This window comes from Neisseria sp. HMSC15G01 (assembly GCF_001808255.1).
GTDB lineage: Bacteria > Pseudomonadota > Gammaproteobacteria > Burkholderiales > Neisseriaceae > Neisseria > Neisseria subflava_A.
Map to the genome: position 1 here is coordinate 97,536 of NZ_KV792654.1, position 17,112 is coordinate 114,647.

At 48.8% G+C, this 17,112-nt stretch carries 15 protein-coding genes; 14 read left to right on the forward strand and 1 reads right to left on the reverse strand.

Going from position 1 to position 17,112, the window contains the following annotated elements; genetic code table 11:
* The first annotated feature begins 91 nt into the window (after positions 1-91).
* The 14 genes from carA to ispH all read left to right on the forward strand — a co-directional run bounded on the left by carA (position 92) and on the right by ispH (position 15,768).
* Complete coding sequence (gene carA, locus HMPREF3139_RS00705) at positions 92-1,222, forward strand: glutamine-hydrolyzing carbamoyl-phosphate synthase small subunit (RefSeq protein WP_070459501.1); 1,131 nt, start codon at positions 92-94, stop codon at positions 1,220-1,222.
* Positions 1,223-1,314: 92 nt separating this feature from the next.
* Positions 1,315-1,572, forward strand: a complete 258-nt coding sequence (locus HMPREF3139_RS00710; protein WP_003748323.1) for a SemiSWEET family transporter — start codon at positions 1,315-1,317, stop codon at positions 1,570-1,572.
* A gap of 56 nt (positions 1,573-1,628) precedes the next feature.
* A complete protein-coding gene (locus tag HMPREF3139_RS00715; RefSeq protein ID WP_049322554.1) occupies positions 1,629-2,888 on the forward strand; it encodes a PDDEXK family nuclease in 1,260 nt (419 codons plus the stop codon).
* Positions 2,889-2,927: 39 nt separating this feature from the next.
* Positions 2,928-6,143, forward strand: a complete 3,216-nt coding sequence (carB, locus tag HMPREF3139_RS00720) for a carbamoyl-phosphate synthase large subunit (protein WP_070459504.1) — start codon at positions 2,928-2,930, stop codon at positions 6,141-6,143.
* A gap of 91 nt (positions 6,144-6,234) precedes the next feature.
* Positions 6,235-6,993, forward strand: coding sequence for a nucleotidyltransferase domain-containing protein (locus HMPREF3139_RS00725; RefSeq protein WP_070459507.1), 759 nt, complete (start codon positions 6,235-6,237; stop codon positions 6,991-6,993).
* 14 nt (positions 6,994-7,007) lie between these two features.
* The gene (locus HMPREF3139_RS00730; RefSeq protein WP_070459510.1) at positions 7,008-8,069 is read left to right on the forward strand and encodes a nucleotidyltransferase domain-containing protein; all 1,062 of its coding nucleotides are present in this window, start codon (positions 7,008-7,010) and stop codon (positions 8,067-8,069) included.
* Between the two features lie 392 nt (positions 8,070-8,461).
* The gene (gene pilB / locus HMPREF3139_RS00735; protein ID WP_070459513.1) at positions 8,462-10,141 is read left to right on the forward strand and encodes a type IV-A pilus assembly ATPase PilB; all 1,680 of its coding nucleotides are present in this window, start codon (positions 8,462-8,464) and stop codon (positions 10,139-10,141) included.
* A 79-nt stretch (positions 10,142-10,220) separates the two neighbouring features.
* Positions 10,221-11,462, forward strand: coding sequence for a type II secretion system F family protein (locus HMPREF3139_RS00740; RefSeq protein ID WP_070459516.1), 1,242 nt, complete (start codon positions 10,221-10,223; stop codon positions 11,460-11,462).
* A 1-nt stretch (position 11,463) separates the two neighbouring features.
* Complete coding sequence (locus tag HMPREF3139_RS00745; protein WP_070459519.1) at positions 11,464-12,351, forward strand: prepilin peptidase; 888 nt, start codon at positions 11,464-11,466, stop codon at positions 12,349-12,351.
* Positions 12,351-12,971 carry a dephospho-CoA kinase gene (gene coaE / locus HMPREF3139_RS00750; protein ID WP_070459522.1) on the forward strand — a complete coding sequence of 207 codons (621 nt, stop codon included), beginning with the start codon at positions 12,351-12,353 and terminating at the stop codon, positions 12,969-12,971. The genes HMPREF3139_RS00745 and coaE overlap by 1 nt, the downstream gene beginning before the upstream one ends.
* Positions 12,968-13,150 (forward strand): DNA gyrase inhibitor YacG, encoded by a 183-nt coding sequence (gene yacG, locus HMPREF3139_RS00755; protein ID WP_070459526.1) that lies wholly within the window; start codon positions 12,968-12,970, stop codon positions 13,148-13,150. The genes coaE and yacG overlap by 4 nt, the downstream gene beginning before the upstream one ends.
* 81 nt (positions 13,151-13,231) lie before the next feature.
* The gene (gene glyQ, locus HMPREF3139_RS00760; RefSeq protein WP_003685919.1) at positions 13,232-14,131 is read left to right on the forward strand and encodes a glycine--tRNA ligase subunit alpha; all 900 of its coding nucleotides are present in this window, start codon (positions 13,232-13,234) and stop codon (positions 14,129-14,131) included.
* 148 nt (positions 14,132-14,279) lie between these two features.
* Positions 14,280-14,786: a signal peptidase II gene (lspA, locus tag HMPREF3139_RS00765; RefSeq protein WP_049331903.1), complete on the forward strand. Its 507-nt coding sequence runs from the start codon at positions 14,280-14,282 to the stop codon at positions 14,784-14,786.
* Positions 14,787-14,799: 13 nt separating this feature from the next.
* Entirely contained in the window at positions 14,800-15,768 is a 969-nt protein-coding gene (ispH, locus tag HMPREF3139_RS00770; protein ID WP_070459529.1) for a 4-hydroxy-3-methylbut-2-enyl diphosphate reductase, read from the forward strand.
* Positions 15,769-15,889: 121 nt separating this feature from the next.
* Here ispH and ftsZ read toward each other — a convergent pair whose 3' ends face one another.
* Complete coding sequence (gene ftsZ, locus HMPREF3139_RS00775; protein WP_070459532.1) at positions 15,890-17,089, reverse strand: cell division protein FtsZ; 1,200 nt, start codon at positions 17,087-17,089, stop codon at positions 15,890-15,892.
* Positions 17,090-17,112: the final 23 nt, after the last annotated feature.

Below are 17,112 nucleotides of genomic sequence, written 5' to 3' on the forward strand. Positions count from 1 at the left end.
GAAGGCTGTCTTTTTTGTAAACAATTTTATTTTTCAGACGGCCCGACCCATTTTTTCGAACCGACCATCATCAGGCAAACAGGATTCCATCATGACCACTCCGGCTCTTCTCGTTCTCGCTGACGGCAGCGTATTTCACGGCACATCAATCGGTTACGAAGGTTCGACTTCCGGCGAAGTCGTGTTCAACACTTCCATGACCGGCTATCAGGAAATCCTGACCGACCCTTCCTACTGCAAACAAATCGTTACCCTCACCTACCCCCACATCGGCAATACCGGCACCAACGCCGAAGATGAAGAAAGCCGCAGCGTTTATGCCGCAGGCTTGATTATCCGCGACCTGCCGCTCTTGCACAGCAACTTCCGCGCCTCCGAAAGCCTGCACGACTATTTGGTACGCAACAAAACCGTCGCCATCGCAGATATCGACACCCGCCGCCTGACCACCCTGTTGCGTGAAAAAGGTTCACAAGGCGGTGCAATCTTGACCGGTGCAGATGCCACCGTTGAAAAAGCACAAGAACTGATTGCCGCATTCGGCAGCATGGTCGGCAAAGATTTGGCAAAAGAAGTTTCCTGCACAGAAACTTACGAATGGACCGAAGGCGAATGGGAATTGGGCAAAGGTTTCGTTACCCCTTCCGAACAGCCTTACCACGTCGTCGCCTACGATTTCGGCGTCAAAACCAACATCCTGCGCATGCTCGCCTCACGCGGCTGCCGCCTGACCGTCGTTCCCGCACAAACCAGCGCGGAAGAAGTATTGGCACTCAATCCTGACGGCGTATTCCTGTCCAACGGCCCCGGCGACCCCGAGCCTTGCGACTACGCCATCAAAGCCGTACAAAAACTGATGGAAAGCGGCAAACCGATTTTCGGCATTTGTTTGGGACACCAGCTGATCAGCCTCGCCATCGGCGCCAAAACCCTGAAAATGCGCTTCAGCCATCACGGTGCCAACCATCCAGTACAAGATTTGGACAGCGGCAAAGTCGTCATTACCAGCCAAAACCACGGTTTCGCCGTCGATGCCGACACCCTGCCCGCCAACGCACGGATTACCCACAAATCCTTGTTTGACAACACCTTGCAAGGCATCGAGCTGACAGACAAACCTGTATTCTGCTTCCAAGGCCACCCCGAAGCCAGCCCCGGCCCGCAGGATGTCGGCTATCTGTTCGACAAATTCATTGACAATATGAAAGCGGCGAAGCAATAAAGCGAATTTTTCAGACGGCCGTCAAATCCGGCAGGCCGTCTGAAAATCAAGCAGTTCAAAACCCTGTAACTCAAGTCAGAAAGGAAACTCCCATGACTGAAAAACAAATGCGCATCCTCTCCGTAGTCGCCACCCTGGCCGCCGTCGGTATGTACGTTTCTTATATCCCGCAAATCCAAAACAACCTTGCCGGCAACCCCGGCTCGCCGTTGCAACCCCTCGTCGCCGCCATCAACTGCACATTATGGTTTGCCTACGGCTTTTTGAAAGAAAAACGCGACTACCCCATCATACTGGCAAACGCCCCCGGTATCATTTTGGGTTTGATTACGTTTGTCACTAGTTTTTAAGGAAGTTTTCAGACGGCCTGTGCAACATAAAAACGCAAAAGGTCGTCTGAAAAAGAATGCCCGAAATATCAACAGCAGGAATTTTTCAGGCGGCCTTTATCGCAAGGCATATGGAACAAACGCCGCGAGCGTTTTTTCAGACGACCTTTGAACCCGTCGGTAGGGTGTGTGCCGCAAGGTACGCACGCGGTGGGTTGAGGTTGCAGGGAAAATGGAGAACGCGTGCGTGCGTACCGCACACACCCTACATGCGGGCTACGGGGCTTGCTACGCTTACTACAGATAATAGAACAACACTAAAACAGCGGAACGAAATTAACCATATGAGCATCTTTAAAATTAATAAAATTGATCAAACTGCTACTGTACAGAATTTAATAGCATTCAAAGACAATCACATAAAAGAGCGGGATGTACAGAACATTATTAAATCCAATCCTAAAATTTTAGGCGAAGATTTACTTATTATCAGCGAAGAACTGTCCCCATGTGAAGATTCTAAGAAACGGTTAGATTTATTAGCACTGGATAAATCTGGGAAACTGGTTGTAATAGAACTGAAGCGGAATGACGACGGTTTCCACATGGACTTACAAGCCATCCGCTATGCCTCAATGATTAGGCTATTTAGTATCCAAGACGTTATAAGGCATTACCAAGATTACGCACAGGGAAATGCAGAGGAAGATATTACCTATTTCTTAGACCAAGAAATCGACAAATTAGATTTTGATAACATTAGAATTATTCTGGTCAATCAAGACTTCTCTAGAGAATTAACCAATTCTGTATTATGGTTAAATGAGCAGGGCTTGGATATCAAATGTATCAAGATTACTCAATATGAAATAAACAATGACCTGATTTGGGATGTAGATACTATCATTCCTGTTAAAGAGACCGAAGAATATCAGCTAAAAATCAAAGAAAAGAAAAATTCAGATCAAGAAATAAAACGTGAATTTAACAGCAGAGATTATACAAAATATATATTTAATGGTGAATCTAACCTAACAAAAGGCCGTTTGGTTTTGGAAGTTGTTAAAAAATATTGCAAAGACAACCCAGAAACCAACTTTACCCAATTGAGTCAAATTTTCCCTAAAAAATTACAAGGCTCAAATGGTGTATTGAATATATTTAGCGAGCTTAAAGATTATCAAAAAGAAGGTAGATTTTATATTAAGGATAAAGAAATCATTCAATTAAAAAATGGTGAACAAATATCAGTTTGTTCCCAATGGAGAAAAGATAGTATTGACAATTTTATTGAACATGTTAAGCAGACTCTTGGTTATGAAATAGTTGCTCAATAATGAAATTTAAAAACCTGAATATCTTGTGAGAAAGTAAAAATGCCTAAACGTACCGACCTAAAATCTATCCTTATCATCGGCGCCGGCCCTATCGTTATCGGTCAGGCCTGCGAATTTGACTATTCGGGCGCACAGGCCTGTAAGGCTTTGCGTGAAGAAGGCTATAAAGTCATTCTGGTGAATTCCAACCCCGCCACCATCATGACCGACCCTGAAATGGCGGATGTTACCTACATCGAGCCGATTATGTGGCAGACGGTGGAAAAAATTATTGCTAAAGAGCGTCCTGACGCGATTCTGCCTACCATGGGCGGCCAGACTGCGCTGAACTGTGCGCTGGATTTGGCGCGCAACGGCGTGCTGGCGAAATACAATGTCGAGCTGATTGGTGCGACGGAAGATGCCATCGACAAGGCGGAAGACCGCGGCCGCTTTAAAGAAGCGATGGAAAAAATCGGTCTCTCCTGCCCGAAATCTTTTGTCTGCCACACCATGAACGAAGCCTTGGCGGCACAGGAACAGGTCGGCTTCCCGACGCTGATTCGTCCGTCTTTCACCATGGGCGGTTCGGGCGGCGGCATTGCCTACAATAAAGACGAGTTTCTGGCGATTTGCGAACGCGGTTTTGATGCGTCACCTACGCATGAGTTGCTGATTGAGCAGTCCGTTCTCGGCTGGAAAGAGTACGAGATGGAAGTTGTACGCGATAAAAACGACAACTGCATCATTATCTGCTCGATTGAAAACTTCGACCCTATGGGCGTGCATACCGGCGACTCCATCACTGTTGCGCCTGCACAAACATTGACCGACAAAGAATACCAAATCATGCGTAATGCTTCGTTGGCAGTGTTGCGCGAAATCGGCGTGGACACGGGCGGCTCGAACGTTCAGTTTGCGGTAAACCCTGAAAACGGCGAGATGATTGTGATTGAGATGAACCCGCGCGTGAGCCGTTCGTCCGCGCTGGCTTCCAAAGCGACGGGCTTCCCGATTGCGAAGGTGGCGGCGAAGCTGGCTGTCGGCTTTACGCTGGACGAGTTGCGCAACGATATTACAGGTGGCCGCACGCCTGCGTCGTTCGAGCCTTCCATCGACTATGTGGTAACCAAAATCCCGCGTTTCGCATTTGAAAAATTCCCTGCCGCAGACGACCGCCTGACCACGCAGATGAAATCGGTGGGCGAAGTGATGGCGATGGGCCGTACCATTCAAGAAAGCTTCCAAAAAGCCTTGCGCGGTTTGGAAACAGGCTTGTGCGGCTTCAATCCGCGCAGCGAAGACAAAGCGGAAATCCGCCGCGAACTGGCGAACCCCGGCCCCGAACGTATGCTGTTTGTAGCCGATGCGTTCCGTGCAGGCTTCACGCTGGAAGAAATCCACGAAATCTGCGCCATCGATCCTTGGTTCTTGGCACAAATCGAAGACTTGGTGAAAGAAGAAAAATCAGTTTCAGACGGCCAATTACAAGACTTGGATTATGCCGCTTTACGCCGTCTGAAACGCAAAGGCTTCTCTGACAAGCGTTTGGCACAATTATTGAACGTAAGCGAAAAAGAAGTCCGCGAACACCGCTACGCGCTGAACCTGCATCCGGTTTACAAACGCGTCGACACCTGCGCCGCCGAGTTTGCCACCGAAACCGCCTATCTCTACTCTACTTACGAAGAGGAATGCGAAGCGCGTCCTTCCGACCGTAAAAAAGTGATGATTCTCGGCGGCGGCCCGAACCGCATCGGTCAGGGCATCGAGTTTGACTACTGCTGCGTTCACGCCGCGCTCGCCCTGCGCGAATCGGGCTTTGAACCGATTATGGTCAACTGCACCCCCGAACCCGTGTCCACCGACTTCGACACCAGCGACCGCCTCTATTTCGAGCCGCTGACGCTGGAAGACGTGTTGGAAATCGTCCGCACCGAAAACCCGTGGGGCGTGATTGTGCATTACGGTGGTCAAACCCCGCTCAAACTCGCCAACGCATTGGTTGAAAACGGCGTAAACATCATCGGCACATCCGCCGACAGTATCGACGCCGCCGAAGACCGCGAACGTTTCCAAAAAGTGTTGAACGACTTAGGCCTGCGTCAACCGCCTAACCGCATCGCCCACAACGAAGAAGAAGCCCTCGTTAAAGCCGAAGAAATCGGTTATCCGTTGGTTGTCCGTCCTTCTTACGTACTCGGCGGCCGCGCCATGCAGATTGTTCACTCTGCCGAAGAGTTGCAAAAATACATGCGCGAAGCCGTACAAGTTTCCGAAGACAGCCCCGTATTGCTCGACTTCTTCTTGAACAACGCCATCGAAGTGGATGTAGACTGCGTTTCAGACGGCCAAGATGTCGTGATCGGCGGTATCATGCAACACGTCGAACAAGCAGGTATCCACTCCGGCGACTCCGGCTGCTCATTGCCTCCATACTCATTGGACGAAGAAATTCAAGACGAAATCCGCCGTCAAACCAAAGCCATGGCATACGCACTGGGCGTGGTCGGCTTGATGAACGTACAGTTTGCCGTACAAGACGGCGTGGTCTTCGTACTGGAAGTGAACCCACGCGCCAGCCGTACCGTACCGTTCGTATCCAAAGCCACCGGTGTACCGCTCGCCAAAGTTGGCGCTCGCGTGATGGCAGGTATTTCGCTGAAAGAGCAAGGCGTAGAAAAAGAAGTCATCCCAGACTTCTACGCCGTTAAAGAAGCCGTGTTCCCATTCATCAAATTCCCGGGGGTGGACACCATTCTCGGCCCTGAAATGCGCTCTACCGGCGAAGTCATGGGCGTAGGCGCAAGCTTCGGCGAAGCCTACTTCAAAGCCCAACTCGGCGCAGGCGAACGCTTGAGCACAACAGGCAAAGTGTTCCTCGCCGTACGCGACGAAGATAAACCGCTCATCGTCAAAACCGCACAAAACTTCCAAGCACTCGGCTACGGTGTCTGCGCCACACGCGGTACCGCCGAATACTTGAAAGAACACGGCATCATCGTGCAAGCGGTCAACAAAGTGCAGGAAGGCCGCCCACACATCGTGGACGCAATTAAAAACGGCGAAATCGCACTGGTGGTCAACACCGTCGGCAGCACAGTACAATCTGTTACCGACAGCCACAGCATCCGCCGCACTTCCCTCACCCAACGCGTACCGCAATACACCACCATCGCCGGCGGCGAAGCCATGAGCGAAGGCGCAAAAAGCCGCGAACACTTGGGCGTGTACAGCGTACAGGAATTGCATGGCCGTCTGAAAAACAAAGCCTAATCAATCCTATCGGATTTAAATAGCTAAAAGGCCGTCTGAAACCTGATTACTCAGTTTCAGACGGCCTTTCTGCAAAAATAAGGAAAACGTAATGAAACAAACTATTCAAGAAAAACTGACTCAAATTTCACTTGCCGAACCACTGCATTTTCTGCTGGCAGCGGAGAGCGGAAGCCGTGCATGGGGCTTTGCTTCGCCCGACAGCGATTATGACGTTCGCGCCGTTTATATCCGCCCGCAAGAACATTATCTGCAAATCGATGAAGCAAAAGATACGTTTGAATTTATTGAAAACCAATGGTTTGACGTAGGCGGCTGGGACATCCGCAAGGCTTTGCGCCTGTTGAGAAAAAGCAATGCCGTATTGCTGGAATGGTTGCGTTCGCCGATTGTTTATACACAAGATGAGGCATTCACAGACCATCTAAACGAACTTGCGCCCCAATACGTCCAAGCCGCCGCGTTGTTGCACCATTATCGCGGTATCGCCGGCAATGCTTTGAAAGCAATGGATTTGACGCAGCCGATTAAATTGAAGAAATGGTTTTACGTCTTGCGCCCTTTATTGGCGGCACGCTGGGCAGTGAAACAAGGCGGTATTCCGCCAATGACTTTGGTTGAGTTGATGAATGAGTGGCAGACAGATTGTGCTACCCAAATTACTGATCTGGTTGCATTAAAAGCGGAGCAGAACGAAAGTTATCTGCACACATTATCTCCAGAGCTGCAAAAGCTGACTGTTGACCTATATAACGAAGTTTCTGCCTTGTCCGCCACTGCTGCCGAACCTGCCGATAGCGGGCCTTTGAACGAATTGTTCCGCTCGACCTTGGCAACCATTTATCCGTAAAAGGCCGTCTGAATATGCTGACCCTCGAAGACTTGTACACGCAAAACCTGATTCTGCTTGAAGCCGTGTCCGGCAGCCGCGCCTACGGTTTGGCAACGCCCGAGTCCGATACCGACATCAAAGGCGTGTTTTACCTGCCCAAATCCATGTTTTACGGCATGGAATACATCCCACAAATCAGCAATGAGACCAACGATATTGTGTATTACGAACTGGGACGGTTTATTGAATTGCTGCTGCAAAGCAATCCGAACACGCTGGAGCTGCTGGCTTCCCCTTCCGACTGTGTGCGATACCGTTCGCCATTGATGGATGCGTTCAAAACCGAATGGTTTATCTCTAAAACCTGCCAGCAAAGTTTTGCAGGCTATGCCTACGGACAAATCAAAAAAGCACGGGGATTGAATAAAAAAATCAGCAATCCGATGCCGTCTGAAAAGAAAAGCATCCTTGATTTCTGCCACATCATAGAAGGCAGGCAAACCGTACCGTTGCAGTACTGGCTTACACAACGTGGAATGGAACAAAGGTGTGTAGGCTTAATCAAAATAGCCCACGCCCGAGAACTTTATGCACTGTTTTACGATGCCGACGGCACGATGGGCTACCACGGTATTGCACCCAAACCCGAAGCCACAACGCTGTCACTCAGCACTATTCCAGAAGGCGAAACACCGCTTGCCCATCTGTCCTTCAACCAAGACGGATACAGCAGCTACTGCCGCGAATATGCCTCTTATCAACAATGGCTGGTAGAACGCAACGAAACACGCTATCAAGGCACGCAGGCGCACGGTCAAGGTTACGATGCAAAAAATATGATGCACACCTTCCGCCTGCTTGAAACCGCGCGCGATATTGCCCTTCATGGCGAAATTCGTCCACGCCGTCCCAATCGTGACGAATTGCTGTCCATAAAGCGTGGTTCTTTTCCTTACGATGAACTGTTGGCGCGTGCAGAAACATTGATTAACGAAGTAGAAAATTTGTTCGCCCAGTCCGATCTGTCAGAAGCTGTAAACAGCACTTTGGCAATCAATGCCCTCGTCGAAATCCGAACCAAGATTTACGGATAAGAGAATCAAAAACAGAGGCCGTCTGAAATTATGTGTTTCCTCTTTTCAGACGGCCTTTTCATATTTCAAATTCTAACCGTCTGTCCATCAAAACAACCTTTTCCGCCGTCTCCCAACAAGGGATAACAACATGAAATATAATTTCGTTATTGATCGGATTCATACGACAAAATTGTTGTTTTTTCATCATAATCCCAAAATATCGAGTTTAACGCCTATTCTCCTTGCTTTATAATGGCCGTCCAAAATAAAAATACAATTAAAGCAGAAGCATATCTTTGCAACTTAAGCAGATTTGCATAATTGAATATATGCTTTAATCATAATAATGATAAAATAATACGGCTTTCCTCTAAATTAAAGGGAAAACTGCACAAGAAACGGAAAATAAAATGAGTGTCGGATTATTGCGTGTTTTGGTTCAAAGCCAAACCATCTCAAATCAACAAGCAGAACATTACAACAGCCTTTTACAATCGGGCAAAGAAATCCTGCCCAACCTGTTTTCAGACGGCATCATCTCCCCTAAAGCTCTGGGAGAGTTAGTCGCGCGCGTATTCAGTTATCCCCTTTTGGATTTGCGCTACTACCCGCGCAATAATGTAGTCAGCGACATTCTGACGGAAGAGCAAATGGTGCAAAACCGTTGCATTCCGATTTTCAAACGCGGACGCAAGGTTTATTTCGCCGTATCCGATCCGACCCAAATCCAAAACTTTCAAAAAATCGCTTTTGCTTCAGGTTTAAGTGTCGATTTGGTAGTGGTTCCCGATGACCAGCTCAGCTCATTGCTGGAATGGCTGGGTCAACGTTCGACAACCATTCTGAAAGAAATCAACGACGAACATGAAGCAACGCAGCAATCGCAATCGCTTTATATCGATAATGAAGAGGCTGAAGACGGCCCTATCCCCCGTTTCATCCACAAAACCTTATCCGATGCCCTGAACGCTGGCGCATCGGACATCCACTTTGAATTCTACGAGCAAATGGCGCGCGTCCGTTTCCGCGTGGACGGACAATTGCGTGAAGTCGTACAGCCGCCTGTCGCCGTGCGCGGCCAGTTGGCATCGCGTATCAAAGTGATGGCGCGTTTGGATATTTCCGAAAAACGTATTCCGCAAGACGGCAGAATTCAAATTGCCTTCCATAAACACGGCCGTCCGATTGACTTCCGTGTCAGCACATTGCCGACATTGTTCGGCGAAAAAGTGGTGATGCGTATCCTAAATTCCGATGGTACATCGCTCAATATCGACCAGCTCGGTTTAGAGCCTTTCCAAAAAGAAATGTTGCTTGAGGCCATCAACCGCCCTTACGGCATGGTATTGGTTACCGGTCCGACAGGTTCGGGCAAAACCGTTTCGCTCTATACCTGCCTGAGCATTTTGAACACGGAAGATGTGAACATTTCGACGGCAGAAGATCCGGCCGAGATTAACCTGCCGGGCGTCAACCAAGTCAACGTCAATGAAAAACAAGGCCTGACGTTTGCTGCCGCACTCCGATCCTTCTTACGTCAAGATCCTGATATTATTATGGTCGGTGAGATTCGTGACTTGGAAACCGCCGACATCGCCATTAAAGCCGCCCAAACCGGCCACATGGTTTTCTCTACCCTGCATACCAATAATGCACCGGCCACGCTGTCCCGCCTTTTGAACATGGGTGTCGCGCCTTTCAACATCGCCAGCTCGGTCAGCCTAATTATGGCGCAAAGGCTGTTGCGCAGACTGTGTCCGAACTGCAAACACGAAGTTGAACGCCCGCCGGTTCCGGCATTGAAAAAAGCCGGCTTTACCGATGCGGACTTGGCTCAAGATTGGAAGCTCTACCGCCCGGTTGGCTGCGACAGCTGCCGCGGCAAAGGCTTTAAAGGCCGCGTCGGTATTTATGAAGTCATGCCGGTCAGCGATGAAATGCAAAAAGTCATTATGAACAACGGTACAGAAGTTGATATCATGAACATGGCCTATCAGGAAGGCATGGTAGACTTGCGTCGAGCCGGTCTCATGAAAGTCATGCAGGGCCTGACTTCGTTGGAAGAAGTGACTGCCCATACCAATGACTAAACTGCCATATTTTCGAAAATTAAAATAAAGCGGCACGGGGAAACAGTCCGCTTTATTTCTTACTAACAAGGGATAACTCATGGCTCAAGCAGAGCAAAAAAGAAGTCTGTTCGGCTCAAGAAGCAAAGGCAAGCGTTTTACATTTGAAGGAAAAAATACCGAGACCGAACGTCTTGTCCGTGGTGAAGTAGTTGCCAAAGACGAAGAAGAAGCACGCAAGAAACTCCAACGCAGAGGCATTCGTACTTTGCGTATCAGCAAAGTTAAAACCGCACGCAAACGCCGTATTACCCAAGAAGACATTACAGTGTTCACCCGCCAACTGGCAACAATGATGAAGGCAGGCTTGCCGCTGATGCAGGCTTTTGAAATCGTTGCGCGCGGCCACTCCAATCCGAGCATGACCGAAATGCTGATGCAGGTTCGCTCTGATGTCGAACAAGGTAGCGCATTGGGTAAATCGTTCTCCAAATATCCAAAATATTTCGACCGTTTCTATTGCAATCTGGTCAGCGCAGGCGAGTCCGGCGGCGTACTGGAAAGCCTATTGGACAAACTGGCTGTCTATAAAGAAAAAACCCAAGCCATTAAGAAAAAAGTCAAAACCGCATTGACCTACCCGATTGCCATTATCGTGGTGGCGATTGCGCTTATCTTCATCATGATGATGTTTGTACTGCCTGCCTTTAAAGAAGTTTATGCCAATATGGGTGCAGAGCTGCCAAGCCTTACCCAACTCGTCATGAGCTTGTCTGATTTATTCGTCGACTACGGCTGGATTATGATCATCCTTTTGATTGTTTCCGCCTTCGGCCTGTACAAACTCCATGAAAAATCGCCTACCTTCCAAAAACGAATCGATGCTCTGATTTTGAGACTGCCTGTTTTTGGCACCATTGTCCGAAAAGCGACCATCGCCCGTTGGGCGCGTACGACTTCCACCCTCTTCGCCGCCGGCGTTCCTTTAGTGGAAGTATTAGATTCAGTTGCAGGCGCATCCGGCAATATTCTCTATGAAGAAGCTACTCAAGACATCCGCGCCAAGGTAACCCAAGGTCTGTCGCTGACATCCAGTATGCAAAGTACGGATATGTTCCCCAACATGGTGATCCAAATGGCGGCCATCGGCGAAGAGTCAGGCTCTTTGGATGATATGCTGAACAAAGCAGCCGAATTCTACGAAGATGAAGTAGACAACTCCGTCTCCCGATTGTCTCACTTGATGGAGCCTATCATCATGGTGGTATTGGGTTCGCTCATCGGTATCTTGCTGATTGCCATGTATCTGCCGCTGTTTAACTTGGGTAATGTCGTAGGTTGATATGTTTGATAGTATTTACTCCGCCATCGACACCCTCTCCGTTCTTGCGCCATTCGCTATTCCTTTAGCCGTTATTTTGGGATTACTGATTGGCAGCTTTCTAAACGTTGTTATTTATCGCACGCCGATAATGATGGAACGCGAATGGACACAATTTTCTAAAGAGCATTTGGGCATCGAGCTGACAGACGAAGAAACACAGCCATTTAATCTGCGTAAACCGGATTCACGCTGCCCCAAATGCAAAAGCCCAATCAAACTTTGGCAAAACATCCCTATCCTCAGCTATGTTTTCCTGAGAGGAAAATGTCACTCCTGCAAAACCGCGATCGGCATACGCTATCCGCTGATTGAGCTGCTGACAGGTGTCTTATTCGGTATTGTCGCGTGGCAATACGGCTGGTCATGGGCGACTATTGGCGGATTAATTCTGACTGCCATACTGATTGCACTGACCTTTATCGATGCCGATACGCAATATTTGCCCGACAGCCTGACTCAGCCCCTAATCTGGATCGGCCTGCTGTTTAATCTGAATGACACATTCGTTCCCCTGCATTCAGCCGTTTTAGGCGCAATCGCAGGCTATATGAGCCTTTATACTTTATGCGCCGTCTATAAACTTCTGACCGGTAAAATCGGCATGGGCAATGGCGACTTCAAACTTTTGGCCGCGCTCGGTGCATGGCTGGGCGTAGGTATCTTGCCTGTTCTGATCTTCATGGCTGCCTTGGTCGGACTGGTGGGCGCACTCATTGCCCGCGTCGGCAAAGGTCAATATTTTGCTTTTGGTCCCAGCCTTGCTGTGGCAGGATGGATTATTTTGGTTGCCAATACACCTATTACCCAACTGGTACAATGGTGGCTCATACAATCAGGATTCCGATAATGACATTATGGATAGGCTTGACCGGCGGTATTGGCAGCGGCAAATCATCTATTGCCCAAATGTTTGCCGAGCTTGGCGTACCCATTATTGATGCCGATGCCATCAGCCGTTCACTGACTGCTGAAAACGGCGAAGCCCTTCCAGCCATCCGCCAACTTTTCGGCGATGAGGTTTTTGACAGTGAAGGCCGTCTGAATCGTATGGCTTTACGGGAAGAAGTTTTCAGACGGCCTCAATCAAAAAAACAACTGGAAAATCTGCTTCTGCCGTTAATCTTAAACAAAATCCAACAGCAGAAACAAAAACTTGCTTCCTCTGCCTACGGCATTGTCGATGTACCGCTTTTAATTGAGAATCCGGCATTTAAAGCGGAGACTGACCGCATTTTGGTTGTAGATGTTCCGGAGTCCGTCCAAATCGAACGCGTACACCAACGCAATGGTTTTTCAGAAGAACAAACGCGTCAAATCATGGCCACTCAAGCTTCTCGATCTGACAGACTGCTTCATACCAACGATGTATTGGACAATGCGCATAGCATGGAAGAAGCAAAAATCAAGGTTGCCCGCTTGCATCAATACTATCAATCCATTGCACAAACTCTGAAAGAAACTGCATGACTGCTCCTGTTGTAAAATGTCCGACCTGCCACAAAGAAGTCGTTTGGAACACCGACAGCCCCTACCGCCCTTTCTGCAGCAAACGGTGTAAACTCATTGATTTAGGCGAATGGGCACAAGAAAAATACACTGTTTCTTCAGAAGACGACCCTTTTTCAGACCTATTGAACGGTAAATAACCTACGCCGCTTCCTTCAGCCTATCCAAAACAAGCTCAAAACAGTAAAATACCCTCTTTATTCCAACCTATTCCATCCACCATGCTCACCTTCCAACAAATTATTTTCAAATTACAAAACTACTGGGCAGACAAAGGCTGCACCGTTATCCAACCTTTCGATATGGAAGTCGGTGCCGGTACTTCCCATCCTGCCACTTGTCTGCGCGCGTTAGGCCCAGAGCCTTGGTTTGCCGCTTACGTTCAACCCAGCCGCCGCCCCAAAGACGGCCGCTACGGCGACAACCCCAACCGCTTGCAACACTACTATCAATTCCAAGTTGCGCTCAAACCAGCTCCCGCCAATATTCAAGACCTCTACCTCGACTCACTGCGCGAATTGGGTATCGACCCTAAAGTACACGACATCCGTTTTGTCGAAGACGACTGGGAAAACCCTACTCTCGGCGCTTGGGGTTTGGGTTGGGAAGTTTGGCTCAACGGCATGGAAGTAACCCAATTCACCTACTTCCAACAAGTCGGCGGTATCGACTGCTCCCCTGTACTTGGTGAAATCACCTACGGTATCGAGCGTCTCGCCATGTATCTGCAAGGCGTGGAAAATGTGTATGATCTCGTTTGGGCAAAAACCCTTGATGGCAACATCGTCACTTACGGCGACGTTTATCATCAAAACGAAGTCGAACAATCCACCTACAACTTCGAATACAGCGATGCCGATTGGCTCTTGCGCCAATTCAACGACTATGAAGAACAAGCCAAACGCCTGCTTGCCGTTGAAGACACCAGTCTTGCCCTGCCTGCTTACGAACTTGTACTCAAAGCCGGCCACACGTTCAACCTATTGGATGCACGCGGCGCCATTTCCGTTACCGAACGCGCAACCTACATCGGCCGCATTCGTGCACTGAGCCGTATCGTTGCTCAAAAATTCGTTGAAAGCCGCGAGAAACTGGGCTTCCCATTGCTTAAAAACCAATAAGCCTGCATATACTTACCACGCCGCCCTTTGATACATTCAAGTGGCGGCGTTTCTATTTTCAGACGGCCTTAACGTCGATGCCATCGCAAACACTTCCTGCCTGCTTTCAGGTAAAATAAGCCCTTTATTACATAAACCGTCTGAAAACATGAGTTCATCCTCTTCTGCAAAAACGCCCTTTTTCTTACTTTCCCTCGTTGCCATCATTCTTGACCAACTGAGCAAATGGGAAATCTTGAAACACTTTACCGAAGGCGAACGCCTCAATATCATTCCAGACTTTTTTGACCTGACGCTTGCCTATAATCCAGGCGCGGCTTTCAGCTTTTTGGCCGACCAAGGCGGCTGGCAAAAATTCTTCTTTTTAGGTCTGGCCGTCGTTATCAGCCTGTATTTGGCCCGTGCCATCTGGCGCGATGAGTTTGGCCGCTGGGGTAAACTGGGGGCTGCCATGATTATCGGCGGCGCGATTGGCAATGTGGTTGACCGTCTGATTCACGGCCACGTTGTCGATTTTCTGCTTTTCTATTGGCAAAACTGGTTCTACCCCGCATTTAACATTGCCGACAGCTTTATCTGCGTTGGCGCAGTTTGCTTGGTATTAGATGGTTTGCTGCACAAAAAAACACCTTCAAACGACACAAAGGCCGTCTGAAAACGGAACACACATGACTCAAAAAACCATTATCCTTGCCAATCCCCGCGGCTTCTGTGCCGGCGTTGACCGTGCCATCAGTATTGTTGAACGTGCACTCGAAGAATACGGCGCACCCATTTACGTCCGCCATGAGGTCGTTCACAACAAATTCGTCGTGGACAATCTGCGGGCAAAAGGTGCCGTCTTTGTCGATGACTTGGCGGATGTACCCAAGGGTGCAACGCTGATTTACTCGGCTCACGGCGTATCCAAAGCCGTACAGGAAGAAGCTGCACAACGTGGTTTCCGCGTTTTTGATGCCACCTGCCCTCTGGTAACCAAAGTCCATAAAGAAGTAGCCCGCCTTGATGAGCAAGATTACGAAATTATCATGATCGGCCACAAAGGCCATGTCGAAGTGGAAGGCACAATGGGACAATTACCTCCGGGTAAAATGTTTCTGGTTGAGACAGTGGAAGATGTAGCCGGACTGAACATCAAAAATCCTGACAAACTTGCCTACGTCAGCCAAACCACTTTATCGGTAGACGAAACCAAAGACATCATTGCAGCTTTAAACCAACGCTTCCCCAATATCCGTAATCCGCACAAAGAAGACATCTGCTACGCCACAACCAACCGCCAAACCGCTGTTAAAGAATTGGCGGAAGAATGCGATCTCGTGATTGTTGTCGGCTCGCCCAACTCTTCCAACAGCAACCGCTTGCGTGAAGTAGCCGCATTACGCGGAGTTGATGCCTATATGGTCGATAATGCCTCCTATCTGAAAAAAGAATGGTTTGAAAACAAAACCAAGGTCGGTGTCACTGCCGGTGCATCTGCGCCCGAAGTATTGGTCCGAGAAGTCTTACAAACCATTCAAGATTGGGGACATGAGACCATACGTGAAGGAGAAGGCGCAGAAGAAAGCATTGTATTTGTCTTGCCCAAAGAGTTGCGTCGCGAGGGCGAAAACAAACAAATCCTAAATAAAGGGTAAGTTTGTTATTTGCTTTATTTGAAAACTTAAGGCCGTCTGAAAATTTTCAGACGGCCTTAAGTTTATTTTGCTAATAAAAAAGACCTGCCTTAAAAGCAGGTCTTTTCATACATTATCCTGATTATTTATCAGAAGTATGTTGCTGACGGCGTAAGATAGCCGGAATTTCAAAGTCATCCAGTACAGACTGGTTGCTGAAATCAGCCGCAGTCAGATTCATAGAACGGATATTGCGGTTGGTACGAACCAAGCTTTCAGCACTGCTTTGGCTTTGAGCTTGAGGCGCTTCTGCCGCACCGCGTACCAATTGTTGGGTACGGGCAGCAGCACGCAGTTGGTTGTCAGTACCGTTTTCTTTCAAGCCGGTAGCAATGATGGTAATACGGATAGCATCTTCGCTCATGCTCTCGTCTTCGGCAGCACCAAATTTGCATTCCACTTCAGGGTGTGCATTTTGGTTGACAATACGCATAATCTCGTTGAACTCAGACATTTTCAAGCAACCAGGAGCAGTGGTAATGTTTACCAATACACCGCGTGCGCCATCCAAAGTAACGTTATCCAAGAGCGGGCTGGAGATAGCTTGATCGGTAGCCAAACGAGCACGGTCGATACCTTGTGCAAAACCTGAACCCATCATGGCGATACCGCGATTGCTCATCACGGTCTTCACGTCGGCGAAGTCCAAGTTGATCATGTCGCTAGGGCAAGTCACCACTTCAGAAATACCGGCAACCGCATCACGCAGTACATTGTCTGCCGCACGGAAAGCTTCGCGCATGGTCACGTCTTCGCCCAAAGCAGTCATCAATTTGTCATTCGGGATAATAATCAGGGAATCCACGCGCTCTTTAAGCTGATCCAAACCTGCTTGAGCGATATGTACGCGTTTGCCTTCGTAAGCAAACGGACGAGTCACAACCGCAACGGTCAGGATACCCATTTCTTTAGCGATTTCAGCCACAACAGGAGCAGAGCCGGTACCTGTACCACCACCCATACCGGTAGTGATGAACAGCATGTTTGCACCGCGGATGGCATCTTCGATGGCTTCGCGATCTTCTTGAGCAGCGGCGCGGCCGATTTCAGGATTTGCACCGGCACCCAAACCTCGAGTCAGGTTTGTACCCAATTGAATGCGTTTAGCCGCATTGTTTTTAGCCAATGATTGCGCATCGGTATTGGCACTGATGAACTCAACACCATGAATGGTGTTGGCAACCATGTTGTTGATAGCATTACAGCCACCGCCACCCAAACCGATAACTTTAATAACAGCAGGGCTTGTTGCTGATTCTGCTACGTCGTAAACAAATTCCATTCAATAATCCTCCGCGCCCCGCT